This window comes from Dyadobacter sediminis, assembly GCF_005860765.1.
Classification (GTDB): Bacteria; Bacteroidota; Bacteroidia; order Cytophagales; family Spirosomataceae; genus Dyadobacter; species Dyadobacter sediminis.
The window spans coordinates 305,137-331,034 of record NZ_VCEI01000028.1 but is presented as its reverse complement, the minus strand read 5'-3'; the positions used below and the strand labels follow the sequence as shown (position 1 = coordinate 331,034).

Here is a 25,898-nt window from a genome sequence, read left to right as displayed (position 1 = left end):
CCGTTTTTCGCATGACACATACTAATTCCAATCCGAAAATTCACGAAGGCCGCAATCTGAAACGTTTCCGCGAAATGCTCGGAATAAAGCAGGATTTTCTTGCCTTTGAACTTGGCGACGAATGGAACCAGCAAAAAATTTCTTTATTGGAACAAAAAGAAAAGATCGAAGCTGACATTCTGGAGCAAGTTTCTGCTATTCTTAAAATACCCGTTGACGCCATTCGTAATTTTGATGAAGAAAATGCGGTAAATATCATTGCAAATACATTTCACGACAGTTCATTTGTAAATGCGGGAAATACTCCGACTTTCAATATTAATCCGATAGCCGAAATCATGAAGTTGCATGCAGACAAAATGGAGCTTTATGAGCGGATGTTGAAGGAGAAGGATGAAATGATGTTGCGATTGGAGCGGTTGATTGGTGCGAAATAAACTAATTGCTATGATTATGCATTTTTCAATATAATGCTAGAAAAGAATTTATACATCATTGCGGGTTGCAACGGTGCTGGAAAAACAGCCGCCTCTTTTGCAATACTACCGGAGATTTTAGACTGTAAAGAGTTTGTAAATGCTGACGAAATTGCAAAAGGTATATCGCCATTCCAACCAGAAAAAGTTGCGCTGGAAGCCGGACGCATTATGTTGGGCAGGGTTAATGAACTACTAAACGGCAGTGACAGTTTTGCATTTGAGACAACATTATCTACTCGAAGCTATAAGCCCAAAATTGAGGAAGCAAAGAAAAAAGGATTTGCAGTGACATTGATTTTTTATTGGCTAAAAAATGTAGAATTAGCAAAAGAGCGTGTTAGTATGAGAGTTTCAGAAGGAGGGCACAATATTGAATCTGATGTTATAGAAAGGCGATATGTAAAAGGAATCAAAAATTTATTTGACATCTACTTACCAATAGTTGATCTTGCCTTTATAATTGATAATTCTTTTGAAGATGAAGAATTGATTGCACAAAGATCAGAAGATTATAGTTTAAAGATATTTCAAAAAGAAAAGTTTAATCAACTTCGCAATTTTTATGAACACAATTGAAAAAGAACTGGCATTACAAGAGAAAATTTTACTTGGGATAAAAAGAACTCATGAAAGAGTTGTTGAGTTCAAAAAGCAAAAAGGTACGCCACTTGTTGTAATGAGAGGCAACGAAATTGTAAAGATTAAACCTTGGGAAAAGTAGGCATATTTATTGAGTAAAATCATTCCGTTTTAGAAAACTCGTCCATTAAATGGAAAGGCTCGGAAAGTATAAAGCGACAATAACAAAACTTTGCAAAGCGCATAAAGTAAAAAGCCTTTACGCTTTCGGTTCCGTTCTGACCAAAAACTTCACTGACGAAAGTGACATTGATTTAATCATCGATTTCCTAGATATGGAAGTTGAGGACTATGCGGATAATTATTTTGATTTCAAGTTTTCATTACAGGAAATATTCAAACGGCCGGTTGATCTTCTGGAAGAGAAAGCAATCAAAAATCCTTATTTTCTGCAGAATATAAACCAGCAGCGCCAGCTTGTGTATGGACATTGAGATTAAAACGTGGCTCTACGACATGTTAATGCAATCACCGTAATTGAAAGCTTTTTCGCCGACCGAGACTAATGCTATTTGGAAATTATAAATCCGACTTATGCATAAAACGTGCCGTTGAGAGAAGCATTAAAATCATTGGCGAGGCAATGAGAGTACAATTTTGACAATGCTCATAGTCTTGGCTTTACTGATTAATATCCTTAAAGCTTTTTAATGTTGTATTCAGATCGGTCAATAACTTAGATATCGCATCAATTTTTTTTGGTAAAAGTGTGATACTATATTCAGCCTTTGTGGATTCTTTATTATGATCCAATGTGATCCTGAATTCTTCCATTGATAAAGGAACGATAATTTCGTAGTAATTTCCCCCAGAAATTTGATCAGTAAAATTTATCTTAGCAATATAATTAGTGGGAGCTTTATTATTTTCGTAAAATTGATAATAGCCATCCACAGTAATAAAGTGAGACTCGCCTTTTTGAAGAGATATTACTCTATCAAACTCCTGCTGCTTGTGAATGGCAACATAACCTCCATAAATACATTTAGGCTTATCGTAAACGTTCTCTTGACCATGATACGTGTCCAACCAGGATAAACGAATATTATATGCAGTGCTACCTCCTATATTTTGAAGTACAAGTTGAATAAAATTATATCTGCTTTCACAATCAAATTTAGCTATTACCTGAGGAAGCTGATTTACATTAACTTGATGAACAACCTCAAATGCAAATATTGCTGAAATAATTGCTGCACTAACTCCTAATGATGATACTGCTTCTGGCCATTTGCCAAGATAGAGCGCGTATAATGTCATAATGATTGACAAAATGCATATCCAAATCATTAATCCTATTATACCTTTTTTTCGGTCAAGTATTTGTTTTGGAACCATAAAGTTCAGTTATTTTAATAGCTGTAAATTCTAGTAAATTGGACTCAAAATCAGTACACAGCATACTATTCTCCCCAAGCCAACTCCACTCCTTCCCCTTCCAAAAACCCCTGAAATCCCTCCAATAACGTCTTATTCTCACGCACAACCTGCGGGATTACTTTTTTCTCAGTCGCATACTTCACGAGTAACCCAACTGCTTCGCCAATGCTCCATTCTACCGGATGAAGCCGGTAACAGCCGTTTGTGAGGTGCGTGGTACCGATATTTTTGTTGGCAGGAAGCAGGTTTTCCATTCGGATGGGCAGCAGGGCACCGAGTGGGATTTGAAATGGCAATGAGGCGAAATCAATGTAATTGTCTTTTCCTGTACTCGGATGCAGATCAATGTGATAATAACCGATTCCTACGCTGTCGTAAAATTCGGCTGCTTTATTTCCGGTTTCCTTTCCGGTGATCATGGCTCTGTTTGCAGCGCCTACATGTTCTTCCTTGATGGTAAAAACGGCTTTAATTCGCCTCGATTCACGCACATACGGGTATTTGGCAAATCCGTCCGACGTTCCCATGATATCTTTCCTGAAGCGGATTCCCGGCCAGCCTTTGCCGCCGTCCGGACGCGGTGCTTCCGTTTGCAGCCAGTAAAGCAATGACAAGCTCAGTTGTTTTCCGCGTTCCACATGGCGCGCAAATTCTTTTTCACTGGCTCCGATCAGGTTTCCCAGAAAATAATCATTTTGCGGCCAGTTTACAATCGTAATATCGCTCTCGTAACTTCCAATTGTGAAATTGTCTTTACTGATTATCCTGCGGTAATTCCAGAGATTCAGTTTATCGCCGGTATTAATTCCTTCGGGATGAAATGCAAGTTCTTTGGGTTCAAGCGTTTTTGGATTGGAATATGAAAGTGAAAGCAGCTTTCCCGACCATGGCGACGTCATTTCAGGTATAAAGTTTTTCCAGAAATCGTATTCTGCCGGCTTTTCAATCACGTGATTTTCGCCATATCGATAATCCATAGCAAAGCAAATGGTGAAAGCCTGATTGTTTTCCGGATTTGCTTTTTCCGGTGCATGCAGTTCATTCGTTTCACTTTTCGCCTCAGCACCTGTCACAAACTCCGTTCCGGTAATTGGCAGCAAATCTCCCAGTTCTGTCGCATCCACAAAGTATGGAGCCGTTAACTTTACTTGCTGTTTGCTGCGTTTATTCAGCACATGCAGCAATTTTACTTTGTTGCCGTTTACTTCTGCGGAAACAGGCTTGTGTTCCAGAAGCAAAGTCAGTTTGCCGCGGCTGATGTAAGGCGCCAGCATATCCGTCAGAACCGACACTGCTACTTTCGGTTCATGACACAATTTTGAAACGGAACCATTTCCCGGATTCAGATATTTGCTGTTCTTTGCGGCTTCCGTTAGCGGGTAATTCCGGATGTAATATTCGCGGATTGCATTTCTGAAATCACGGTATGCCTTTGGCGCGCCATGTGTTTCAATCCATTGATGTTCATCCGGCGGAACGCCCTGCTGACTGACTTGCCCGCCGATCCAGTCTGTTTCTTCTGTTAAAATGACCGAAAGGTTATTCCGCAAAGCTGCAAGTGCAGCCGCACAACCGCCCAGTCCGCCGCCGGCAATGACGACATCAGCAGTAATTACTTCCGGTTCTGACTTAATTTCAGGCTCTTCTTCTAAAATTGCTTTTTTACTGATTTCAGGATCGGTGGCCAGCATACTGCTTCCTGCTGCAATGCTTTGAATGAAGTTTCGGCGTTTCATAAGGTTTTATACAAGAAGAACGCTCATTACAAAGCCTCGTCTTTGTAATGAGCGTTGAAGATTTTAAAAAAGGAAATTTATACTGCTTTTCCCATAACATACATTTCTTCCATGGTTGGCGTCGGATTTCCGCCTTCTTTTTCAAGTGTAATGGCAAATGCAGCCGATCCGGACTTTGTATTTTTCATTTTCAGAACTTTTCCTGAGAACTGATTGTCCAGCATACCGATATCGACCGGCTTGCCGTCTACAATGCTCCAGAGCTGATATTGCTTGCCTTGCGGCGGCTCCGGCAGTTTACGTACGTCCAGTAAAACTTCGTTCGTCTGCTGGTTCCAGAATGCGGCAACCGAACTTTCGGGCGATTTGGGAAGCCCGGCCATCTGAACGATCTTGTATTCCGGATTTCGGTAAAGATTTGTCAGATACTGATTATCGACGTACTGGCTTTTTATACTTTCCATTTCAGCAACAACTTTTTCGTTGCTCTCTTTCAACCCGTTTATCTCATTGGCAGACCAGGCTGCAAATAACGCAAGCAGTAAGGATGCTGCAACGGCCAGTCGGGCCCAAAGCGGCGTTACTTCCCGTATTTCGGTTTTATCAAATGCATTGGTTATTATACGGGAGTCGTCTGTTTTTTCTGAAACGGGCGGAACCGGAACATTTTCAGACGAACTTTTTGAATCGGCATGCCCTTCGTCAGCGTTCGTTTCTGCTGTGTTTTGAGGAGAATCAAAATCCATTTTCGCAAAAATGGATTCTTTCAGTGAGGCGGGCGGCGCAGTCTGATGTTTCAGTGCATATTGTTCCAATGCGCTTTCCGTTCTCAGCAGCTCTTCTTTAATCTCAGGATAAATATGAGACATACACTCCACTTCCTGCTTTTCCTGCGGAGAAACAGTGCCCAATACATACTCTTCTAGTATACCGGACTCTATGTATGCTTGGATGTTCATGCTGCAAAGTATTGTTTTAACTCTTGTAATGCTGTCCGGATTCTGGATTTTACCGTTCCCAGAGGAATACGCAGTTCTTCGGATATTTCTTCATGCGTATAGCCCTGAAAATAAGCCATATCAATCAAAATTTTTCTTTCCGGCCTGAGCATATTCACGATTGCCTTCATTTCCGAACTGGATGCCAGTGAATCTTCATGCACATCAGGCTCATTCAGAACTATCCTGTTTTCGATATCATCCATTGCCGGCTTTCTCCCTTCCATTCTTGCTGCGTCAATCGCACCGTTCCGTGCAATGTTCATAATCCATGTAAACAGTCTTCCCTTTTCCGGATTGTACGATGCAATATTTTTCCAGATTTTCAGAAAAGATTCCTGTAATACATCTGCCGCTTTCTCCTCGTCCCTCAGCGTTTTTGAAATGATATTAAACAAAGCTCCCGAGTAGTGATCGTACAGAAATTCAAAAGCGGTTCGCTCGTTTCTTTTCAGAGCTGCCACCAATTCCTCTTCCGAGTATTTTACCTTGCTAGTCGCCAAGAGATGCTTAACATTTAATTGTATAATACTTAGCGGCAATCTAGTAAAATTTCGGAAGAACAGGGCTGATGCGTTGTAATTAATTGTTTTGTCGCTCCGGCAGAAAGAGCCGTACAACTGAAGAGGCTGGGGCAAACGTGCTGTATGTGTAAAAGTCGTCATCTTCGTGTGTTTTAATCATATACGATTAATACACAGGATTAGATCGGGAAAATGGCCGCAGCGGATATTTTACTTTCTGAGCTTTTCAACCTGCCAGTAGGTAAGGCAAAGGAAAAACAGGATCAGGCTGAGCAGATAAATAATGTTCCTTGAATCGATAAGCCCTTTTCCGAGCGCGCGGTACTGCTCGTCCAGTGCGGCCCAGGAAAGTATCTGCGCAGCCAACCCAGTTCCGAACAATGCCGCTACCGAACCAAATCCGACATACCAGATAAAAGCAAAAAAAACACCCAGAATGAATGCAACAATCTGATTGTCATTTAAAGAAGAAGCCCACAAACCCATTGCAACCACCACGCCGCTGAAAAGCAGCAAACCGATGTAAGAACCGAAAACCGCTGCTGAATCAACGTTTCCTTCCGGATTCCCAAGCTTGTACACGCTGTAATAATATAGCAGAGTCGGCAAGAGCGTAATCAGCACCAGAAACCAGTTTGCAAGGAATTTACCTAAAATAAGGTCGCGGTTTTGGAGCGGTTTGGTCAGCAGCAGTTCCAGCGTGCCGTTTCTGGATTCTTCGGCCAGTGAACGCATCGTAATGGCCGGGATCAGAAACAGCAGTACATAAGGTGCCAGCTGAAAGAATGAGCCAAGATCGGCATAGCCGTAATCAAGTATGCTGGAATCCGGAAATACCCACACGATCAAACCAACGGTCGTCAGAAAGACTGCCATAACAATATAGGCAATCAGTGAATTGAAAAAACTCCCTACTTCTTTCCGGAAAATTGCTAACACAAATCTGAATTATTTAACAGGCTGTTGTAACTGGAAAAGCTATTCAAATACCGGCTTTTCACGTCTTAAAATGGCAGCAACAATAAGGGAAACGATAAGTCCCATTAAAATAGATCCTAAAACGCCCATAAAAAAGACAATGCCCGGCGACATAAACCGCTGCGACAATTCCATGGCCTGATCAATCTGGGCATCGTCCTTGCCGCTTTTTTCCATATCCTCACGAACCTTATTCATGGCCTGTTCCAGCAAGGTATTGTCGATAAACTGCATGTAAAACATGTTGAATGCAGAACTCAGAAGTCCCATTACTGCCGAAACCAGCGTACCCAGGCCCAGACCTTCGCCATACGACATGAAACCTTTGTTCTGCTCGCGGTAATCTTTCATGGCAAGAACAATGGCAACAATCATAAACACAAAGGTGAGAGAAGTCAGGAACTGGTTTTGCGACAATCCTGAAACGTTTATGATCGTGGTATAAACCATGATGATGACGGACGTAAGAACGCCGTATTTAAGCGCAACCCGGGCAGTAGATGTTCTTTCTTCCATTTCAGTGCTTTTAAGATTTGGTTAAATCCTTTTTCCGGAACCTCAGAATAAATTCCGGATGTAAAATTTACGGTTTATTGTGAAAAACGCCGTAGTTCTGTTTACGGAAAATCAGCGAAATAATCAGAATGGGAATAATGGCCATTACCGTTTTTTTGCTCACTTCATCCATGATAATCTCGGATCGCTGCATGCCGCCGACTCCATTATACATTTTGGAAAATTCCGCTTCACCGATGTTTTTCACGAGTTCACTTTTTCCTTCCAGCATCAACGCTTTCATCTGGGCAATGTAATCCGTGAAAACAGAAGGATCTGCGTACGTTACAAAAAAATAGATCAGCCAGCCCGCAACCAGCGCACCGATCGTATTGACGACATAACCGATTGTGAGCGCTTCCCAAAGGTGCAAAAACCCGTTTCCGACTTTCTTGCGGAAATACCAGCAGGCCACCGCTATCATAATGATATGAATGCCGAAATCCAGGACTTTATTGTTGCCCAGCGGCACGATACCGATCGCGTACAAACCCAGAAAAAAGATAAAAACCAGCAGTCCCGTTGCCAGTCCGAACAGCAAAGGAATTTTAAGGATCGGTTTGTTAAAATATGCAATTACTGATTTCATTTGTACCACTCCTGTTTTCCATTGTTGATTACTCCTCTTACCTTGCCTGTCAGCGTCTTTCCCAAAAATGGCGTATTCTTTGATTTGGAATAGCTCTTGTTGAAATCCCATTCTGTTTCCGGTTCAAAAAAAGTCAGGTTTGCTTTCGTCCCTGCTTCAATGCTGTTTTCCGGCAACCGTAAAATTCTTCTCGGTGCAGCGCTTAGTTTTTCAATTATATCTTCAACGCGCAGGCCACTGTACATGATGGCAAGTGAAAACGCAGTTTCCAGACCCGTTATCCCGAAATCGGCATGATCAAATTCCACGTTTTTACTTTCCTCGTCATGCGGGCTGTGATCTGAAACAATCGCGTCGATAGTTCCGTCCGCAAGTCCGGCTTTAATTGCATCCGTATCGGCAGTGGAGCGGAAAGGCGGATTTACTTTCAGATTGGTATCAAAGCTGATCAGGTCCGTATCGTGAAATGCCAGCTGGTGCGCAGCAATATCGCAGGAAACCGGAAGGCCCTTCTTTTTGGCTTTCCGGATCAGCTCCACCGATTTGCCGGCAGAAACAAGGGAAACGTGAAGCGCCGGAACGTCCGATTTATACATGTTTTTTTCCAGTGCATATTCCAGCAGTTTCAGATCGCGTGAAAGCATCATTTCTTCCGCCAGCGAAGGCATTCCTTTCATACCGACCAACGTACTGGTTATGCCTTCGTGCATTTGTCCGTAAAGCGTAAGCTGTCTTTCTTCCGGCCTGTTCATGAGCAGTGCGTTCATGGGCCGAAGGTACAGAATGGTTTTCAGGAAAAGATCCGCATTCTGCACCGGATGCTCTCCGTCTGTAAACGCAATGGCGCCGGCTTCATGCAAGTCGATCATTTCGGTAAAGTCTACGCCTTCCGATTTCCGGCTTACCGATCCGGCCACATGCAATTTCACCAGTTCATCCGTTCCCGACTGACGAATGTAATTCAGCGTGTCTTTGCTATGCACGACCGGCTGCGAATTGGGAAGCAACACGATTTCGGTAAAGCCGCCGTGCGCTGCTGCCTGCCGCACACTTTTAAGATCTTCTTTATGTTCAAATCCCGGGTCCCGCGAAGCAACGCGCATATCCAGCCATCCGGCCGAGACACACATTTCAGCACCTTCTATAATTTCAGCTGAGTCTGCAGAAAGATTTTCACCTATTTCCTTAATTATATTCTCTTCTATCAGTAAATCCTTTATTTGTCCGTTAAACGGAGACTTTTTATCAACGATCTGAACAGAGCGAACTAGTAGTTTCATATGTATCTAACAAGAATGAATTGCCGGAATCATGGTCACCAAACCGGTTTCAAAAAAAAAGCTCCTGATGGAGCTTCAACCTAATTTTCAGGCGCCTATAAATTTTTCATAATCTTCGGCTGACATTAATCCGTCTTCGTCGCCGGGACTTGACAAGCTTATTTTTACCATCCAGCCACGGCCGTAAGGATCTGTATTGACCAGTTCAGGCTCTCCGTCCAGTTCTTCGTTTACTTCGGTCACAGTTCCTGCAACGGGAATTAAAAGATCAGAAACCGTCTTTACGGCCTCAACAGATCCAAATACTTCGCCTTTTTCCAAAGCGTCCCCGACAGTATTGATATCGACATACACAATATCACCTAATTCATGCTGAGCGTGATCGGTTATTCCAATGATAGCTGTATCTCCTTCAATACGAATCCATTCGTGATCTTCTGTATACTTAAGTTCGGACGGGAAATTCATGGTATATTAAGGTAAGTTTTGAAATCTTTGAAGCGCAAATTACAGGATGTAGCGCGTATTTTCCAAATCAAAATGTTATTCTGCCAGATTGAACTTCAGCTGGACGCCACCCGAAGTACTTGCACGGTAAAACGAATTGGAAACCAGCGGATCGTTAAAGGTTCTGTCAAAATAAAACTGAACGCTTAACCGGTTATTTACCAAGTAATTAACCGTTGGCCTTAGCTGGAAGTTAATATTTCCGGCAATCGGTATGTTCTCGCCGTCAAATTTCCGCTGAATGGACCGCGTGTCCCTGAATGTCATGGCAAGCTGCATGGTCATGTCATTCTTAAGTTTCTTTTTTACGCCGTTGATCTTGAACGGAATTGCTACATTGTTTTTGGTAAAACCGATATTCACCGTCACGTCCTGATTGAACAGTTCCGCCATCTGCGAGTTGGAAATATTCAGCGCAACCGTACGGTCCCGGTTGTATTCGATTCTGGCTGTAACCCTGCTCTGTGTCCTGAACTCAACGCCGACCAGCGGCTGAAACCGTTCTGCCAACGTAATGGTGCTCATGGCAAATACCGGAATGTATTGTCCGAGTTCGTTCAGTCTGGAAGACAAAGGATACCCCATAACCGCAAGGTTCACGTATAAAGCCTCATAATCCAGCGAAGAAGTAAAATTACCCACGCTGTAATTGGACATGTATTTGTGTTTCAGAGAGAATGAACTGAACAGTTTCTTGAACATGGGCAGCTGCGACAATCCATTATAGCTTAAATCCCAGTTTGGCATCGGGAATTTAAGGAACGGGTTGGTACGGACTGTTAACGGATCTTTGCCTCTGTAAGCTGCAAAGAAAGAAGAAATCAGTACGTCCTGCGAAGTTTCGTTATACTCGCCTGAAGTCGGGTTTTCCTGATTCAGCCTGTCCCTGAGAACGGCCCTGTATGCCCTGAACTTGTCAAATACCGGAGAAGAATTGTCTCGTCTCATTTTGGCGAATGCAGTCCGGAAAGACATAAAAGACATGCTGAACTGCCCGTTCCGCAACGGACTCTGCGAAGCAAAATTGCCGCTTGCATCCGGCCGGTAAAATTCCTGATACGCATCCTGCCGCGTCAGCCTCGCTTCTATAATCAGCCTGAAATCCTTGAAGGGTTCCAGCGTCGTATTGGCCGAAAAGTTTTTGGCAATGGTTTGCTGAAACGGCATGTTCTGCTGCTCACTTTTCGTAATCCAGCCTTTTTCAGCTGCTTTCATCTGGAAATTCCTGTCCTGCTGGCCAAGTACGAAAGGCAGCCCGGGCGCATTGGTATTGTCAATTCCAAAGTACTTCGGCGCTCTCAGATAACCCGGCAAAGAAGTTGTTTCCAGGACCGAGTAACTTACATTGATTCCTCTTACCGTCATCAATGCCCGTGTAAGGGTTTTCAGAACATCCGTTGTACGCATGTCAATGTCTTCGATATCACCCGGGCTCCTGGCAAAATTTTTCCGTGCCACAGTTGGTGTATTGGCGAATTTCAGATATCGGAGCTTGTTGTATAGCAGTACAAAATCCACTTTTCCATTGATACCGCGTTCACGGCTGTTGCGGATAATATCTCCGAAAGGAAGCCCGGTCGTATCTTTCAGACCAAGCGCATTTGCCTGATATTGATAAGCGACCGAATGTTTATAGTCTGCGGTCATCCAGTCGGTAAGCGGTATTTTATCCAGTGGCAAGCGGTATGTAAGGTCAATTTTCTGATCAAAATTCTTGATCCTGCCCAGTTTCTTGAAATTGCTCCATAAGGAATCCTTTTTCGCTGCTGTATTGATATCGCCCATTGGTTCATCGATAATGGAATTGGCCGATGAATTGTAGGTCAATGTGACATTGCGTGTCAGGTTCCAGCTGAAATCATAGTAACGGTTGAACCAGAAATATTTCTCATAAAGCGGCTGTATGCCTTCGGTTGTCAGGTCTGCGTTCCGCAGCTGCGTTTTCAGGAAACGACGGTCTACATCCGTGCGGATCGAAACGGTATTCGGAAGCAAAGTAAGGTTAAAGTCCTTGATCAGATCGGTCCAGCGGCTTACTGCAGTCCATTTCTTGAACGGCTCAAAAGCTTTTGGCTGACTGCTGTACACATAGGAAATCCCGCCTTTGTACATGCGCTGTGCGTATTCCTGTGTCAGGATATTCCGGCGTTTATCATCGCTGAACGCATACGTAAAGGAGAAATTCTCAAAATCATAAAAGTGATTTTTGGCTCCCTGATTCATTTTAACCTTGTGCACGTTGGAGAAATTAATCCCTCGCTTGACCGTATTTTCTTCCACCAGACGCCGGTATCCGTCCCGGTCTTCATCCGACAGCAGATTATCCAGCGATGTATTCAGCGGCGTATCCGGATCAAGCGGATTGAAATGCGGCTTGACATTGCGCCGGTCGTAACTTACAAACAGCGGTATACTAAAACCCCAGCTCTGCGGAAGCAATTTGTCAAGTGCAATGTTGGATGAAAGTCCGTATTCGGTTGTAAAATTACGCGACCGCTCTCCTATCCGTTGCTGGACACTTCCGAAACCAAACGTTTCCATTCTTCCCGAAGCGGTCAGTGTTGCAAAGTCGGCAAGTTTTGCATTCAGCTGCGCGATGGCTGCAATTCCGCCTGTTTCGTCAAATCCTTCCACATGCATTTCATTCACCCAGATACAAAACGTTTTTGGCCGTTCATCGACTGATTTCGGGTTACGCATCCCGATCATCATTACCCTTACAGCACTCAGATCCGGATTACCTACGACTGTAAGTTTATAGCGGCCGTCGGAAGTAGTAATTGTATATGGCAGGCTCAGGTTTCGGTCAATCTGCCTGTTGCGTTGTGCTTTGGCTTCAATCAGATCTGCAAGTGCAATATTCAGTTCATTTTCTTCAGGCCAAACTTCTGTATCAGGCCGGTCACCAGGCAAGGTTGCCCGCAACGTGGAAAGGTCTATTTCGTAATAGTTTTGCGTAAGGTCCGTTCCGATTCGCATGAATGCACCCACCATGCGGTCTTCATTCTGCTCGTTCTGCATATGAATATACATGCGCAGTCTCTTACGGAACAAAAGGTCAAGACTTACATTTTTATAAACAGCCCGGGAATCTCCGTCACGCAAATCGGTTACGCAAAGGTTCATGGATTGTTCATTCAGCAAAAGCGGCGGACGCTGCGTAGCGTCCTGATCGCGCTGCCAGCCCGGAGGAATTTTATAAACGTATTTGTTTGCTCCGCTGTTTGCCTGACTATTTTCTTCAATACTGACCGTTCCAACCGTAAATCTGGCATCATACGGTTCCGGAACTTCCTGAAGTCCGGGTGCATCCAGATTGGAAGTATATTTACGATATTGCTGTCCGACCATCTGCAACTGGGCAAAACGGAGCACAACGGGCTGCTGAAATCCGGTGAGATACATCCGCATAAACCGGATTGACTTGAATCCGCTCATACTGCCGACAACACCTGTAAATTCCCGAATCGGGACCCGGAACAAATACCAGTTCTGACCATCTGTAACTGTTTTATCAACAATATACCCGTTTCCGATTGCAAGCTGATTAGGCTTCAGATCAATTTCATAGGAGTAGTAAGATTCATTGTCGTTAATGGTATTATCAACGTTCATGTCTTCACCGTCCGGAACATTGGTCGAAGCCGGCGTAACGTCCGTAGCAGTTCCGCGGCTTTCAGGAGAATTGTTCTCCATACCTATGTAGTTTTTATAACGCTGCAGTACTTTCGCATCGGCACTGTCAAGATCAGAACCGAGAAAGAACTGAAAGTCGTCACCGGAAGGGTCCGCAATGATTCTTGCTCTCGCCTGCGGGCTCAGGCTTGCCGGAAGTCTGTCAAGGTACTGCTTGTAGAATACCCTTTCCTCATCGTTGTTCATTCCGTCCAGACCTACATCCTGTCTTTCACGCGCGCCGGATTCATTGCTGAATGCATTGATCAGGTACTGCGATTTGGTTACATACCCCCAGGCAGTAGAATCCACGTTGGTACCAACGATTTTGTCCACAATCGGAAGGCCGTTTTCAAAATTGTAACGTTCATCCGGAATTACATCTTCAGAAATATCCCCGAGATTGAAAACAAGTTTTCCACCGGTCGTATTTGATTTATCCTCGAAACCGTCTCTTACTTTTCCTTGGTCGCCTGTAATAAACGGATCCAGCATCCAGAATTCAATGCTTTCAATGTTGGCATTGTCAAAGTCATTATCCGAAGTAATTGCCCTGCTTAACCCGCCGAAGTTCTGAACGGGATTTTTCAGGCGTCCGTCTGCATTCAGGTCTGTATTATAGTTATACATTCCTTTTTCACTCGGGTAATAAGCAATGTCAAGTATGTTCTGCGGATAAGTTACCAAACCTGCAATGGCACGGTTCGGGAAAATTTCGTTGGGAAGAAACAGTCTTTCGTAAAAGTTCTTGCGGTCATCATCATTTATATTGGTTGGCGGTTCATATCCGCCGCCCAGACCTTGCGCTCCGCCAAAAATGTTGTCTACGGTATAAGCAGATATTTTTGCTCTTTTGAAGCCGTAATTCAAAGTTTTGCTATCCACCCCGGTTCTGAATTCAGGCGGTACGGAAGCAAGCCGCCACTTTTGCGGCTGCCGGGAAAGGTCATAAATGGTACGCGTTGCTTCAAAGTCGTCGACAAGCGAACGGTTGTTCACATCTTTTGAAACTCCGGGAAACAATTTGGCAACTTCTCCTTTAAACTGAATGCTTGACATTTCTTTCGTCTGCAGTAAAGGCAATGCGTCCAGCCATTTGGTCAGAAAAGGAACATCTTTGCGGAAATTGATATCAAAGCCGATCATGGTATTGTTCACCGGCTCGTTTCCGATGGACACCCGTTTCAGAAATCCGGCAGTTCTTTCCCGGTACTTGATCGCAGTCATACCCAGGCTCATATCGCGGTTTACCAGATAATCAAGCCTTGTTCCGAGCAAAGTGCGTATCTGGTTCTGGAACATATCCGGCCGCTCGTACTCAATCACGATTTCCCGTCCGGAATTTAACACGCTGCTGTTCAGTAACCGGACGCGTCCGATCTGTGCTTCCACAATGTAATCCGAACCGGGAGAGAGCGGCGCACCGCCGGATGTGACAGTAACCGAAGTTTCCAAAACGCCAAACGGCAACTGCACTTCTGCTCCGCCGCTGGACTGATAGGAACCTTTGATATAAAACTTGTTGCGCTCGGTAATTTGCTGCGCGTCAATCATCGTAGTCCTGTAAAGCTCATTGAAGACATACTTGCTGCGAAACTGATCCTCACCGGCACCGAACTTCTTGGAAAGGTTTGTTCCGAACGGTTCAAGAACGGGAAAAATAATCCTTCCGGACTTGCTGTCCACCGTAATACCTTCTACAAAATCAAAGTTTCCGTCCGGCTGAAGATCGTTGACAGGATTCAGGCGGTCCAAACCCATTAAACGGATCAAAGGAACATTGGCAATGCTGCTTTCCTGTAAGTTCGGGTTATCAATTCCGGTCTGGTCATCCTTGTAAATCACTCTCAGCTGAAATCCCTGCTTGTCGATCTGACTGGTACCCAGTGAGTAAATATTCTTCATCATCAGGTCCCACATCGGAAGTTTGGTATTGTTCCGGATTGTTGAGGATTTTAAAAGTTTCAGAGCAATTACTTCATCATCGCCTCTTGCCTGGTAATCTTCGGTAAGTTCACCTACTTTGAAGGACCTTCCATTTAATGTGTACTCATAAGATACGGCCAGCACTTCATCATTTCGGAGCGCGTTGGTCAGGGAAATATAGCCAAGCTGCGGATTGAATGTGTAATCCCGTTCTGCGATAAGCCTTTTGGCACCGCGCAGCAGTTCATAATCGAGCGTTTTTTCAAAACCAAGACTTGTTATTGCGCTGTTGGCATTATCAACCTGACGAAATGATTCTGTGCTTGTAAGTGTTTTATACAATCCGTTGGCGGCATTATCTGCCGGCGAAGTGGAACGGATAGGCTGTAAACTCGGGTTAGCGGATTTGTAAGGTGCGGGTTCACCGAGATCAGCAAAACCGACTATATTTCTTAGCGATTCCGTTGTGGTTGTCCGGTTGGTAACGTACACTTCAATTCTCGTCACCGTAACACCGGAAGTAATTGTCGGCGTGTTCTGCAGAGAACCTTCATATATATTTCTGAAATACTGGGAAAGAAAGAAGTTCCGGTTTTCGTCGTAAGTATCCGCTTTCAACTCAAAGTCACGGCTTTGTGCACCTCCGCGCAGTACAATCCTTTCCTTGCTGGATTTCTGCTGTGAAGCCACAAAAGTCGCATTCAGCCTTCCGAACTGAAAATCGGTTTTTAATCCAAACAAATTCTGAACACCCGGAATCAACTGACTGTTTATCGCCCAGTTGATGTTTCCGGCCTCTATTTTCCGGATAAAGCTTTCTTCCGGATTCTTGTAGTTCAGCTTGATCGCATTTTCAAAATTGAAGTTGGCCTTTGTATCAAAGTTAGTCTGAAAGCCAAGCTGATCGCCCAGTCTGGCGTCAAAGTTGATACTAATCTGTTCATTAAAGATAAACTGTGTATTTCGCCGCTGGCGGATCGGAATGGCAGGATTATCAAGGAACTGATGCATCAAACCAAGATCCAGCGATACAAACCCGGTTGGTTTGAAATTGATGAAATCATCACCGAGCAGCTTGGAAAGTCCTGGCGGAATATCCAGTTTTGGCAGCAATCCTCTCGCTCCCATCGCACTTTTTCCATCCTGTCTTCCGGCATACTCGCGCAACAGACTTCTGAAAGCACGGTCTTCCTGGATCTTGTCATAAGTTTCCAGGTCCATACGTTCCGGTGCACGAAACTTCAGGTTTCCGTCGGGCGTCTGGATATTTTCAGAAACGGCGACTTTTCCTGCGCTGTCAAGCACGATGGAAGTGGCAATGTTGGTCGGGTCCCGAAGATAAAAAGGAGAACGTGGCCGGGGTTCAGCAATGCGGTTGGAATAGAAATCTTTCCAACGCATGATGAGCTGGTTGCCGGAACGGTCTATATTCTTTTTTGTAGAATCGGTAAGCGTATCCGCAATGATGGCCCATTCCTGCGCCTGGCCGGAATATGGTTCTTCCACATCAACAGAAACGTTGGCAAGCAATACAGCTCCTGTCGAAATGGTTAATGCCTTGAAAAGAAATGAGTAAATCGTTGATGACAAGGGAATATGCTTATTTAAAGAAGGTTGCAGCTACAATCAAATCCATTAAAACGATTTTTGTTATCGTAAAAACTTTTACCCGGTTTCATTTCAATACTTGTTAACGTAGTGCCAGCTTTATTAAATTTTCCACAGTTATGGATTGTCCTTCCCGCTTGATAATGGCGTCCAGACTTTTTTCTGCAGTTGCCTTTGGAATACCCAGCGTAACAAGCGCAGCCAATGCTTCACTTTTAATAGTACCCGAAGCGCTTTCCGGCGTTTTTATACCTGTAGAAAGCATGTCTTCCTTGCGAATTTTATCTTTCAGTTCCAGTATCACGCGCTGTGCGGTTTTGGAACCAATGCCTTTTATAGATTGTATCAGCCGTAAATCCTCATCTATGATTCCCTGACGGATTTCTGATGCAGAAAATGACGAAAGCATCACCAATGCAGTCGAAGGACCGACCCCGGAAATACCGATCAGATCTAGAAAAAGCTTTTTTTCATCATTTCCCCAAAATCCATAAAGAATATGGGCATCTTCCCGAATGTTAAGAAACGTCACCAGTTTGCAACGTTCGCCTAATTCGGGAAGTGAGGTATATGTTTGTAGGGATATTCGAACTTCATAGCCTAATCCGTTAACATCAATGATCGTGAATGCCGGATCTTTGTAGACTACAGTTCCGTTAACGTAGGCAATCATAGAAATAGTATGTGTGTTTCTGACTCTTGTTCACTACGCGGAGATGATAAGTTTTTGTCCGGGTTTGATGGCATTGCCTCTGATTCTGTTTTTCTTTTTCAATTGTCCGATTTCCAGGCCGTAACGTTGTGAAATGATCCACAAGGTATCTCCTTTCTGAACCGTATGATACCGTTTTCTTGTATGTCTGTCTTTGTGAGCCGGCGCTTTTTCGGTATGTGCCGATGCAACTGAAACGCGACTTGTGGAAACCGTTTCTTTTACTTTTACCTCTTTCAGAATAACCAGCCTTTGTCCTCTGTTTATAGAGCTCCGGCGAAGATGGTTCCATCTTTTAAGGTCGGAAACAGAAACGCGGTACTTGCGGGAAATAGAAAGCAGGTTTTCGCCTCTGCGTACCGTATGCGTTGATTTTTTTGTTTTACTGCGTACCTGCACTTCGGTCCCTTCCACTTCCGGCTCTTCTTCCGAATCATTTACGGCATAAGCAACAGTTGCGTACGGGAATGCAGTACGCTGGCCGAGCGAATCCGTTGCTGTGCTGTCAGCTTTTGCAATCATGGTTTGGCCCGGAAGGAATTTCCTGGTGCAGGAATCCATGATAGTACTTCTGTTGCTGACAAGGTAAGTAAACCGTACACTCGGCACTTTAAGTACGAAGTCTGCCGTTTTTTCAGGAAGTGAAGTTTTGGTAATCTGCGGGTTCAGTTTTCTAAGTTCTTCAAAATCGATATTCGTTTGCTGGCAGAAAGTAAGCAGATCAATGTAGCCATTGATGTGGATGGTATCGTTCGGAATCGGAAATTCTGTATTCTGAGGAAAAATCCCGTGGTCATTGCCATAATTCATCATGTAATTCATGGCAACATACTGCGGAACGTAAGAGCGTGTTTCTCTCGGAAGTACATTGTATATGGTCCAGAAAGTGGTTCCGTGCGAACGGCGCATGGCGCGCTTTACATTTCCCGGTCCGGTATTATAGGATGCCAGTGCCAGTTCCCAGTCGCCAAAGATGTTATAAAGCTGTTTCAGGTATTTGCAGGCTGCTTCAGTTGCTTTCACAGGCTCGAACCTCTCATCGATATAACGATCCTGATAAAGCCCGAATTCACGGCCTGTTGCCGGCATAAACTGCCACAATCCGCCTGCGCTTGCATGGGAAATAACGGTTGGATTGAGCCCGGATTCAATCATGGAAAGGTATTTCAGCTCCACCGGCAATCCGTATTTCTGTAATGTTTTTTCAAAAATGGGAAAATACAAAGGCATTTTCTCCATCATGGTCTTGGTAAAATTCGCCTTCTTGTAGATAAAGTATTCAACAAATTCGTGAGAAGACTTGTGATAAGTCAGTGGAATGGACTTTTCCAGCTTTGCAAACCGGGATCTTAAAAGTGCTTCCGGAATGGCCGGGTTAGGTCCTATTTCTTCTACTTCCGGCAAATAAGGCATCAAGTCCTGCTCTGTCTCAGCTACGGTCTTTACGGTATCCTGCTCGAATTCCAACGTCTCTTGTGGAGTGAACGCCCTAAGCGGCGAGTTCCATAATCCTGCGCACATGGCTCCGAGCCATAATACTTTTTTTGAAATCTTCATCAATAAAATGTTTTTTGAAGGTTAATCAATTCCCGGTTTTCAATGGCTGGTACCTGTTAATATAGCAATACAGATAAAAATCCTCTTTTTCAGCTTATTTAAACATCTGGAAATCTGCCTGATGAATCAGAATAATCTCTAATACATGATATCTGGCTCAATAAAATCTTTCAGAAGGATTTTCTCCTGAAAGATTCACTACACTGGCACGATTATTTTCTTGAACAAAGTGTTGGTTATGCTCTAATCTGAATATACTTAGGCAAAAAAATTTACTGATTCAGATTAAATTCCATCACACCGCTTTTGTTTGTATTAAAAATATAATCAGCAAAGGCCAGCATTTTATCTTCTCCAAAATAAGGAGCCATAATCTGAATTCCGACCGGCATTCCGTTCTCATCTGTTCCGACAGGAACCGAAATTGCTGGATTACCTACTACATTCGCCTGAACTGTAAATATATCAGCCAGATACATCTGGATCGGGTCTTCTGTTTTTTCCCCGATTTTGAAGGCGGTTGTAGGTGTTACCGGTGAAATCAGAAAGTCAAACTGCTCGAAAAAGCGGTTTGTTTCTTCCCGCACCAGTCTTCTAACGCGCTGCGCCTTGGTATAGTATGCATCGTAATAATTAGCACTGAGTACGAAAGTACCTAAAAGTATTCTTCTCCTTACTTCTTCTCCAAAAGCTTGAGTACGTGTTTTTTTGTACAGACTTTCCAAATCCTTTGATTCTGAGCTTCTGAACCCGTAACGAACACCGTCAAACCTGGACAAATTGGAGCTTGCTTCGGCCGTTGTCAAAATGTAATAAGTGGGTAATAAAAAATCCAGCAACGGCATTTTTACCGGCGTCACTTCATGGCCCTCAGCCTGAAGGCGGTTCAGCACATCCAGTGTACGCTGACGAATATCAGAAGAAATAGATTCATTATCAATCGTTTCAGCAATATATCCGATTTTCGCTTTTTCAGTCCATTTCGGAGAAGAAGAATAGGACGGAACTTCCTTTTGGGAAACAGTACTGTCATAATCATCCGGACCGGCCATAATTTCCAGAATCAGCGCAGCGTCTGCTACGCTTTTTGTAATCGGGCCAATGCAGTCAAAGGAAGAAGCATAAGCAATAAGTCCATACCTTGAAACCCGTCCGTAAGAAGGCTTCATACCCACCACACCGCAAAATGCAGCGGGCTGCCGGACAGAGCCGCCCGTATCGCTTCCGAGTGATGCATGGCAAAGACCGGCCTGCACAGCTACTGCCGAACCGCCGGAAGAACCACCGGCTACCCTGGAATTGTCCGCAGCATTCAGTACCGGCCCGAAAGAGGAATTTTCATTGGACGAACCCATTGCAAACTCATCGCAGTTCTGTCTGCCGATGATAATTGCATCCGCATCAATCAGGCGCTGGACGGCCGTTGCGGTATAAGGTGCAGAATAGGATTGTAAAACGCGGCTTCCGGCCTGCAAATGATGATCTTTGTGCGAAAGAACATCTTTAAGCCCAAGCACAAGACCTGCAAGCCGGCCTGCTGTCCCGTCTGCAATCTTTTGGTCTACAGCAGCTGCTGTTTGTCTCGCCTCGTCGGCATATACTTCAACAAAGGCATTCAGATGAGCGGCGGATGCTATTTTACTTAAATAATGATCAACTAACTTGACGCACGTCAAACTGCCTTCACTCAAATCTTTCTGAATTTCAGCCAGCGTCAGATATTGTTTCAAAGCAGATAATTTATTGGATTGTAAATAAATAATCAGAGCCAATAAGTTTATGCTTAAAGGCTCTGTTATACCCGTGACAAGATGGAAGTGTTATTTGGGGTCTTCCATGCTTTTTTCAATATTTTCCTTAACGTCCTTGGTAGCGTTCTTGAATTCATTGATACCCTGCCCCAAACCGCGCATCAATTCAGGAATTTTCTTCGCACCGAAGAAAAGTAAAACGAACAAGGCAACCAAAAAGATTTCTTGTCCACCCAATCCCATAAATGCCAAAACGGTTACTGATTCCATATCTGTTTCTTTTTTAATGTTTACAAAAATAATTATTCTTTTTATAAGAGCGGCAACATCGTGCTGTTTTATCCTATATTAATTGTTTTTTTTCGCTTTTCCCACTCACTAAATTTCTGAATATCGCTCCCAAAAGTTTTTATCAACCATACAACAAGTGCTACATCGTCTGTAATACCAATTACAGGCAGAAAATCAGGGATCAGATCAATCGGAGAAACAAAATAAATCAGAACAGCAACGATGGAAAGGATGCTTTTCCAGGGCAGACCTTTGTATTCACCGGAAGCATAAGCACGGATCATTCTGATGAGTATTTGCACATTGGTTTGAAAGTCCGACATATTTTCCCGAAACCCAACTTTCTGCATCTTGCTGATAACCTGTTTGGCCAGCTCGAACATTTTAGCTGAATTCGTTGCATAACGGCTTGCTTTCCCCTGCGCCTTTTTGAAAAAAATGGATTTCAAAACCCGTGCTATCATGGACTCGTTACTCATTATTCAAAGCAGGAAAGGTGATTGATTATGCCAATATAACTATCAAGTTACGTAAAAAATTGCATTTCGGATCATGTCCTTTACTTTTCAGGCAAAAAATCACATTCCTCTTGGTTTAAACAAATTATGTGCTCTACTTTAAGAACAAAATTCAAAAAGCATTAATTTCTATACAATAAACCATATTTATATGAAGATTACTGTTGTAGGTGCGGGTGCCGTCGGTGCAACGACTGCCGATAATATTATTCGTCGTGAACTGGCCGAAGAAGTGGTACTGCTTGATATCAAGGAAGGTGTAAGCGAGGGAAAATCGCTGGATATATATCAGACTGCCGCCTTACTTGGCTTCAATACCAAACCCATCGGCTGCACCAATGATTATGAAAAAACAAAAGGATCTGATGTGGTGGTCATTACATCCGGACTGCCCCGCAAACCGGGTATGACCCGTGAAGAACTGATCGGTATAAATGCGGGGATTGTAAAAGGAGTTACTGAAAATATACTGAAATATTCTCCCGAAGCCATTATCATTGTCGTGTCCAACCCGATGGATACCATGACTTATCTTGCATTTAAAAAAGCGGGTATTCCGAAACAGCGCCTGATCGGAATGGGCGGCGCGCTGGACAGTGCACGCTTCAAAACGTACCTTGCGCTGGCTATGGACGTTTCGCCGCTGGATATTCACGGAATGGTTGTCGGGGGCCACGGCGATACCACCATGATCCCTTTGACCCGGCTTGCAACGTATAACGGCATTCCTGTCAGCAATTTCCTTTCCGCCGAAGAACTGGAAAAAGTAGCCGCGGATACCATGGTCGGTGGTGCCACGCTTACCAAACTTATCGGGACTTCCGCGTGGTATGCGCCGGGAGCGGCCACTTTGTTACTGGTAGAAAGCATTGTCCGGAACCAGAAACGCATTGTTCCATGCAGCGTATACCTCGAAGGAGAGTATGGCCAAAATGACATTTGCATGGGTGTGCCGGTTGTTTTGGGAAAAAATGGCTGGGAAAAAATCATTGACCTGGAACTGAACGAAACGGAAAAAGCCGCATTCGAAAAGTCGGCAGAAGCTGTAAGATCCATGAATGGCGCACTGAACGCGTAACTGCATTTAAAAATAACAAGGCAGAGGCTGGCTCGTTTGTTCGGGTCAGCCTTTATGCTTTTACAATTTTTTGTGACTGTTTTATAAAAAATACGTAATGAAGGTAAGTTCCGGCACTGCATTTGCTAAGCGGGCTTACTGACGAACATAAACTTATTTTTTATGAGAAAATCACTAACTATACTATTTGTTACGCTTCTGATTTCATCCGGATTATTCGCTCAGGGAATAAGAGGAAAAGTAACGGATGAAAAAAACGGCTCTGCCCTGCCGGGAGTTTCCATACTCATTGAAGGTACGAACAATGGAACAGTAACCGATGCAAACGGAAATTTTGAACTGAATGCAGCCGAAGGTTCTTACAAGGTCATTGTTTCATTTATAGGTTACACTTCAAAAACCGTCCCGGCAGTCATCAAGGCAGGCGAAATGGTTCCATTGAATGTTTCCCTTGCAGAATCCTCAGAGCTTCTGGGTGAAATTGTCGTGACTGGTACACGAAGCGGCGGCAGGTCGCGTATAGATTCTCCCGTTCCTGTCGATATCATCCCGGTTGCACAGATCACAAATAATGTCGGACAAGTGGATATTAACCAGATCCTGACTTTTATTGCGCCTTCTTTCCAGTCAACACGGCAAACGATTTCTGATGGCTCCGATCATATTGACCCGGCTCAGCTTCGTGGCCTGGGCCCGGATCAGGTACTTGTTCTGGTAAACGGAAAAAGAAGGCACCAGTCCTCGCTTGTCAACGTAAATGGAACCGTAAACCGCGGAACTGTAGGAACGGACCTGAACGCCATTCCGGCAACATCCGTAGAACGAATTGAAATCCTGAGAGACGGTGCCTCGGCGCAGTACGGATCGGATGCCATTGCAGGCGTAATCAACATTATCCTGAAAACCCGGACCGGTTTGAGCGGCAATGTATCCTATGGGCAGAATGTCACGAGTTATGATAAAAATTATGTTATCAACAACGGAACCGGAAAAGATCCGTCTGTCAACGTCACAGACGGCGGAACCACGCAGGTCGGGCTAAACTATGGCTTGAAAGTCGGAGAAAAAGGATTTGTGAATATTACCGGAGAATATGTAAGCCGGGAGCCAACGAACCGGACCGGCACATACACCGGCCAGCTGTTTCCTGCCGTTAACGGACAAATAGCCGATGAGGAAATCTTATCCCAGCGAGGACTTACCCGGAATAATTTCGACATGCGTATCGGTAATTCAAAAGTAAAAGGCGGCGGCGTGGTGCTGAATGCCAGTATTCCTGTTAATACCAATCTGGAAGTATATGCGTTCGGCGGTTATAACAATAAAAAAGGGTACGCAGCCGGATTTTACCGTTACCCGAATGCAGTTCCGGCCATTGTAAGAACCAATATCTTTGCCGTCTATCCAAACGGGTTCCTGCCGGAAATCAATAGTGACGTTACGGATATTTCTGTTGCAGCCGGAATACGAGGAAAGCTCGGAGAATGGAAATTTGACCTGAGCAACACATTCGGCAAAAATGATTTTGACTATGAAATAGCAAATTCCGTCAATTACACGCAGGCTGTTTCCACCAGTAATTTCCAGAAAACCTTTAATGCAGGCGGTAACGGATTTATGCAGAATACCGTCAATCTGGATCTGGGACGAAAATTTAATGTACTGCAAGGACTGAATGTAGCCGTCGGAGCGGAACAGCGAACAGATAAGTACACCATTACAGCAGGTGAAGAATCATCTTACCAGAATTACGATATTGCTTCGGGAGTCGCATCCGGTTCACAGGTATTTGCCGGATTCTTTCCGCAGAATGCAGGAACACATTCCCGACACAGCGTAGCCGGATACGTTGATCTTGAACAGGATCTGACACGTGCTTGGGTACTGAGTGCGGCGCTTCGCTTTGAAAACTATTCCGATTTTGGAAATACGCTTAATTACAAGGTTTCTACCCGTTACAAAATTACAGACGGCATCGCACTTCGCGCTTCTGCCAGCAGTGGTTTCCGGGCTCCTTCCCTTCAGCAGAAGTATTATGCAAGAACCAATACCTTGTTTGTGACACAGAACGGCCAGCAGGTTCCGCAGGAAAGCGGCACTTTTACCAATGACAGCAGACCCGCAGAGATTCTGGGTATTCCGAAGTTGAAACAGGAAACTTCCCAGAGCTTTACAATCGGAACAACAATCCAGATTAACAACGCATTTGAACTGACGCTGGACGCTTATCAGATCGACATAGACGACCGGATTGTACTGACCAATAACTTTACCGATGCAGGCAACGCTACATTGAAAGCACAGCTTGCAGCTGCCAATGCTACTGCGGCCAATTTCTTCGCCAACGCGGTGGATACGCGTTCGAGAGGGCTGGAAGGCGTATTGTCCTATAACACAAGGTTTGCAGGAAATCAATCTTTCCGCGCAGTGCTGGCGGGAACATTTATTCAGAACAGAGTTAAAAAAGATGCAAATGACAAGCCGATTATTCATGCATCCGATATTTTGGTAGCAACCAATCAGGTGAATACTTATTTTAACCGGGAAGACCTCAGCCGCTTTGAAATCGCAAGTCCGAGAAATAAGCAGAACCTGATGATCAATTATAAAGCAGGAAAATTCGGTGTGATGCTCCGTGCGGTCCGTTTCGGTGAAGTTGCATACTGGGATGCAACCATTGATCCGACAAAGCCTGATTCCTGGCCGGTAAATACATTAACAGGTCAGAGGGAAACGCTGGATCAGGTTTACAATGCCAGAATTGTGACAGACATTGCATTGAATTATGATCTTACAAAAGCAATCAATCTTTCAGTTGGCAGCAACAACCTGTTTGATGTTTATCCGGAACTGCAAGCGCATTCAGGCAATATCAGTTCGGGACGTTTTGTTTATTCGAGACGTGTTCAGCAAATGGGCTTTAACGGACGCCATATCTTTGCCAGATTAAATTTCAATCTCTAAATCCTTGCTACAAACAGGGGGCTCCGCGGGAGCCTTGCATTGTGCATTTTTGAGATCTTTTACAAACAGGGTGTTACTCCGTAGCAGATTGAATTCTGCCACAGCGTGGCACCCTGTTTATAGCATCAGGTTGTTCGTAAAATTCCGCTTGCA

Annotated in this window: 21 protein-coding genes; 6 read left to right on the top strand and 15 right to left on the bottom strand. The window is 44.2% G+C overall.

Translation table 11 applies throughout. The features are described from left to right. Positions 1 to 11: 11 nt before the first annotated feature. The 4 genes from FEM55_RS18450 to FEM55_RS18440 are packed head-to-tail and all read left to right on the top strand — an operon-like array spanning position 12 to position 1,552. Complete coding sequence (locus FEM55_RS18450) at positions 12 to 437, top strand: helix-turn-helix domain-containing protein (protein WP_138282864.1); 426 nt, start codon at positions 12 to 14, stop codon at positions 435 to 437. A gap of 33 nt (positions 438 to 470) precedes the next feature. Next, positions 471 to 1,055, top strand: a complete 585-nt coding sequence (locus tag FEM55_RS18445; RefSeq protein ID WP_138282863.1) for an ATPase — start codon at positions 471 to 473, stop codon at positions 1,053 to 1,055. Next, entirely contained in the window at positions 1,042 to 1,200 is a 159-nt protein-coding gene (locus tag FEM55_RS25020) for a hypothetical protein (RefSeq protein ID WP_171036605.1), read from the top strand. Before FEM55_RS18445 ends, FEM55_RS25020 begins: the two co-directional genes overlap by 14 nt. Positions 1,201 to 1,249: 49 nt before the next feature. Next, positions 1,250 to 1,552, top strand: coding sequence for a nucleotidyltransferase family protein (locus FEM55_RS18440; RefSeq protein WP_138282862.1), 303 nt, complete (start codon positions 1,250 to 1,252; stop codon positions 1,550 to 1,552). Positions 1,553 to 1,739: 187 nt separating this feature from the next. On the opposite strand, the gene FEM55_RS18435 is transcribed toward FEM55_RS18440, so the two are convergent. The 15 genes from FEM55_RS18435 to FEM55_RS18365 form a co-directional block, all read right to left on the bottom strand. After that, a complete protein-coding gene (locus tag FEM55_RS18435) occupies positions 1,740 to 2,456 on the bottom strand; it encodes a DUF8453 domain-containing protein (RefSeq protein WP_138282861.1) in 717 nt (238 codons plus the stop codon). Positions 2,457 to 2,521: 65 nt separating this feature from the next. Continuing rightward, positions 2,522 to 4,234, bottom strand: a complete 1,713-nt coding sequence (locus FEM55_RS18430) for an FAD-dependent oxidoreductase (RefSeq protein WP_138282860.1) — start codon at positions 4,232 to 4,234, stop codon at positions 2,522 to 2,524. Between the two features lie 77 nt (positions 4,235 to 4,311). After that, entirely contained in the window at positions 4,312 to 5,193 is an 882-nt protein-coding gene (locus FEM55_RS18425) for an anti-sigma factor (protein WP_138282859.1), read from the bottom strand. Beyond that, the gene (locus FEM55_RS18420) at positions 5,190 to 5,735 is read right to left on the bottom strand and encodes an RNA polymerase sigma factor (RefSeq protein ID WP_229209328.1); all 546 of its coding nucleotides are present in this window, start codon (positions 5,733 to 5,735) and stop codon (positions 5,190 to 5,192) included. The genes FEM55_RS18425 and FEM55_RS18420 overlap by 4 nt, the downstream gene beginning before the upstream one ends. A 231-nt stretch (positions 5,736 to 5,966) precedes the next feature. Continuing rightward, on the bottom strand, positions 5,967 to 6,695 hold the full coding sequence (gene gldF, locus FEM55_RS18415; RefSeq protein WP_138282858.1) for a gliding motility-associated ABC transporter permease subunit GldF: 729 nt from the start codon (positions 6,693 to 6,695) through the stop codon (positions 5,967 to 5,969). A 39-nt stretch (positions 6,696 to 6,734) separates the two neighbouring features. Then, positions 6,735 to 7,250 carry a DUF4199 domain-containing protein gene (locus FEM55_RS18410; RefSeq protein ID WP_138282857.1) on the bottom strand — a complete coding sequence of 172 codons (516 nt, stop codon included), beginning with the start codon at positions 7,248 to 7,250 and terminating at the stop codon, positions 6,735 to 6,737. 67 nt (positions 7,251 to 7,317) lie between these two features. Next, positions 7,318 to 7,878 carry a DUF4199 domain-containing protein gene (locus tag FEM55_RS18405; protein ID WP_138282856.1) on the bottom strand — a complete coding sequence of 187 codons (561 nt, stop codon included), beginning with the start codon at positions 7,876 to 7,878 and terminating at the stop codon, positions 7,318 to 7,320. Beyond that, complete coding sequence (locus FEM55_RS18400) at positions 7,875 to 9,158, bottom strand: dihydroorotase (protein ID WP_138282855.1); 1,284 nt, start codon at positions 9,156 to 9,158, stop codon at positions 7,875 to 7,877. Before FEM55_RS18400 ends, FEM55_RS18405 begins: the two co-directional genes overlap by 4 nt. 87 nt (positions 9,159 to 9,245) lie before the next feature. Further along, the gene (gene gcvH / locus FEM55_RS18395; RefSeq protein WP_138282854.1) at positions 9,246 to 9,626 is read right to left on the bottom strand and encodes a glycine cleavage system protein GcvH; all 381 of its coding nucleotides are present in this window, start codon (positions 9,624 to 9,626) and stop codon (positions 9,246 to 9,248) included. A gap of 75 nt (positions 9,627 to 9,701) precedes the next feature. Beyond that, positions 9,702 to 16,856 (bottom strand): T9SS outer membrane translocon Sov/SprA, encoded by a 7,155-nt coding sequence (sov, locus tag FEM55_RS18390; protein ID WP_138282853.1) that lies wholly within the window; start codon positions 16,854 to 16,856, stop codon positions 9,702 to 9,704. A 100-nt stretch (positions 16,857 to 16,956) separates the two neighbouring features. Further along, positions 16,957 to 17,547, bottom strand: a complete 591-nt coding sequence (gene ruvA, locus FEM55_RS18385; protein WP_138282852.1) for a Holliday junction branch migration protein RuvA — start codon at positions 17,545 to 17,547, stop codon at positions 16,957 to 16,959. Between the two features lie 33 nt (positions 17,548 to 17,580). Then, positions 17,581 to 19,143, bottom strand: coding sequence for a lytic transglycosylase domain-containing protein (locus FEM55_RS18380; protein ID WP_229209327.1), 1,563 nt, complete (start codon positions 19,141 to 19,143; stop codon positions 17,581 to 17,583). 272 nt (positions 19,144 to 19,415) lie between these two features. Further along, positions 19,416 to 20,873, bottom strand: a complete 1,458-nt coding sequence (gene gatA / locus FEM55_RS18375) for an Asp-tRNA(Asn)/Glu-tRNA(Gln) amidotransferase subunit GatA (RefSeq protein ID WP_138282851.1) — start codon at positions 20,871 to 20,873, stop codon at positions 19,416 to 19,418. A gap of 90 nt (positions 20,874 to 20,963) precedes the next feature. Then, positions 20,964 to 21,164, bottom strand: coding sequence for a Sec-independent protein translocase subunit TatA/TatB (locus tag FEM55_RS18370; RefSeq protein ID WP_026631334.1), 201 nt, complete (start codon positions 21,162 to 21,164; stop codon positions 20,964 to 20,966). A 68-nt stretch (positions 21,165 to 21,232) separates the two neighbouring features. Continuing rightward, on the bottom strand, positions 21,233 to 21,664 hold the full coding sequence (locus FEM55_RS18365; RefSeq protein ID WP_229209326.1) for a YkvA family protein: 432 nt from the start codon (positions 21,662 to 21,664) through the stop codon (positions 21,233 to 21,235). Between the two features lie 190 nt (positions 21,665 to 21,854). Here FEM55_RS18365 and mdh point away from each other — a divergent pair, with 190 nt between their 5' ends. Together mdh and FEM55_RS18355 are read left to right on the top strand one after the other, a co-directional pair. After that, positions 21,855 to 22,781, top strand: coding sequence for a malate dehydrogenase (gene mdh, locus FEM55_RS18360; RefSeq protein WP_138282850.1), 927 nt, complete (start codon positions 21,855 to 21,857; stop codon positions 22,779 to 22,781). A 162-nt stretch (positions 22,782 to 22,943) separates the two neighbouring features. Further along, complete coding sequence (locus tag FEM55_RS18355) at positions 22,944 to 25,745, top strand: TonB-dependent receptor (RefSeq protein ID WP_171036604.1); 2,802 nt, start codon at positions 22,944 to 22,946, stop codon at positions 25,743 to 25,745. Positions 25,746 to 25,898 lie beyond the last annotated feature (153 nt).

Excerpts from the sequence above, each read along its gene's own strand:
- gcvH (WP_138282854.1), bottom strand. The coding sequence starts at position 9,626 with ATGAATTTCCCGTCCGAACTTAAGTATACAGAAGATCACGAATGGATT.
- FEM55_RS18445 (WP_138282863.1), top strand. The coding sequence starts at position 471 with ATGCTAGAAAAGAATTTATACATCATTGCGGGTTGCAACGGTGCTGGA.
- mdh (WP_138282850.1), top strand. The coding sequence starts at position 21,855 with ATGAAGATTACTGTTGTAGGTGCGGGTGCCGTCGGTGCAACGACTGCC.
- FEM55_RS18435 (WP_138282861.1), bottom strand. The coding sequence starts at position 2,456 with ATGGTTCCAAAACAAATACTTGACCGAAAAAAAGGTATAATAGGATTA.
- FEM55_RS25020 (WP_171036605.1), top strand. The coding sequence starts at position 1,042 with ATGAACACAATTGAAAAAGAACTGGCATTACAAGAGAAAATTTTACTT.
- FEM55_RS18440 (WP_138282862.1), top strand. The coding sequence starts at position 1,250 with ATGGAAAGGCTCGGAAAGTATAAAGCGACAATAACAAAACTTTGCAAA.
- FEM55_RS18365 (WP_229209326.1), bottom strand. The coding sequence starts at position 21,664 with ATGAGTAACGAGTCCATGATAGCACGGGTTTTGAAATCCATTTTTTTC.
- FEM55_RS18380 (WP_229209327.1), bottom strand. The coding sequence starts at position 19,143 with ATGAAGATTTCAAAAAAAGTATTATGGCTCGGAGCCATGTGCGCAGGA.
- FEM55_RS18355 (WP_171036604.1), top strand. The coding sequence starts at position 22,944 with ATGAGAAAATCACTAACTATACTATTTGTTACGCTTCTGATTTCATCC.
- FEM55_RS18370 (WP_026631334.1), bottom strand. The coding sequence starts at position 21,164 with ATGGAATCAGTAACCGTTTTGGCATTTATGGGATTGGGTGGACAAGAA.
- FEM55_RS18425 (WP_138282859.1), bottom strand. The coding sequence starts at position 5,193 with ATGAACATCCAAGCATACATAGAGTCCGGTATACTAGAAGAGTATGTA.
- ruvA (WP_138282852.1), bottom strand. The coding sequence starts at position 17,547 with ATGATTGCCTACGTTAACGGAACTGTAGTCTACAAAGATCCGGCATTC.
- FEM55_RS18405 (WP_138282856.1), bottom strand. The coding sequence starts at position 7,878 with ATGAAATCAGTAATTGCATATTTTAACAAACCGATCCTTAAAATTCCT.
- FEM55_RS18400 (WP_138282855.1), bottom strand. The coding sequence starts at position 9,158 with ATGAAACTACTAGTTCGCTCTGTTCAGATCGTTGATAAAAAGTCTCCG.
- FEM55_RS18430 (WP_138282860.1), bottom strand. The coding sequence starts at position 4,234 with ATGAAACGCCGAAACTTCATTCAAAGCATTGCAGCAGGAAGCAGTATG.
- FEM55_RS18410 (WP_138282857.1), bottom strand. The coding sequence starts at position 7,250 with ATGGAAGAAAGAACATCTACTGCCCGGGTTGCGCTTAAATACGGCGTT.
- FEM55_RS18450 (WP_138282864.1), top strand. The coding sequence starts at position 12 with ATGACACATACTAATTCCAATCCGAAAATTCACGAAGGCCGCAATCTG.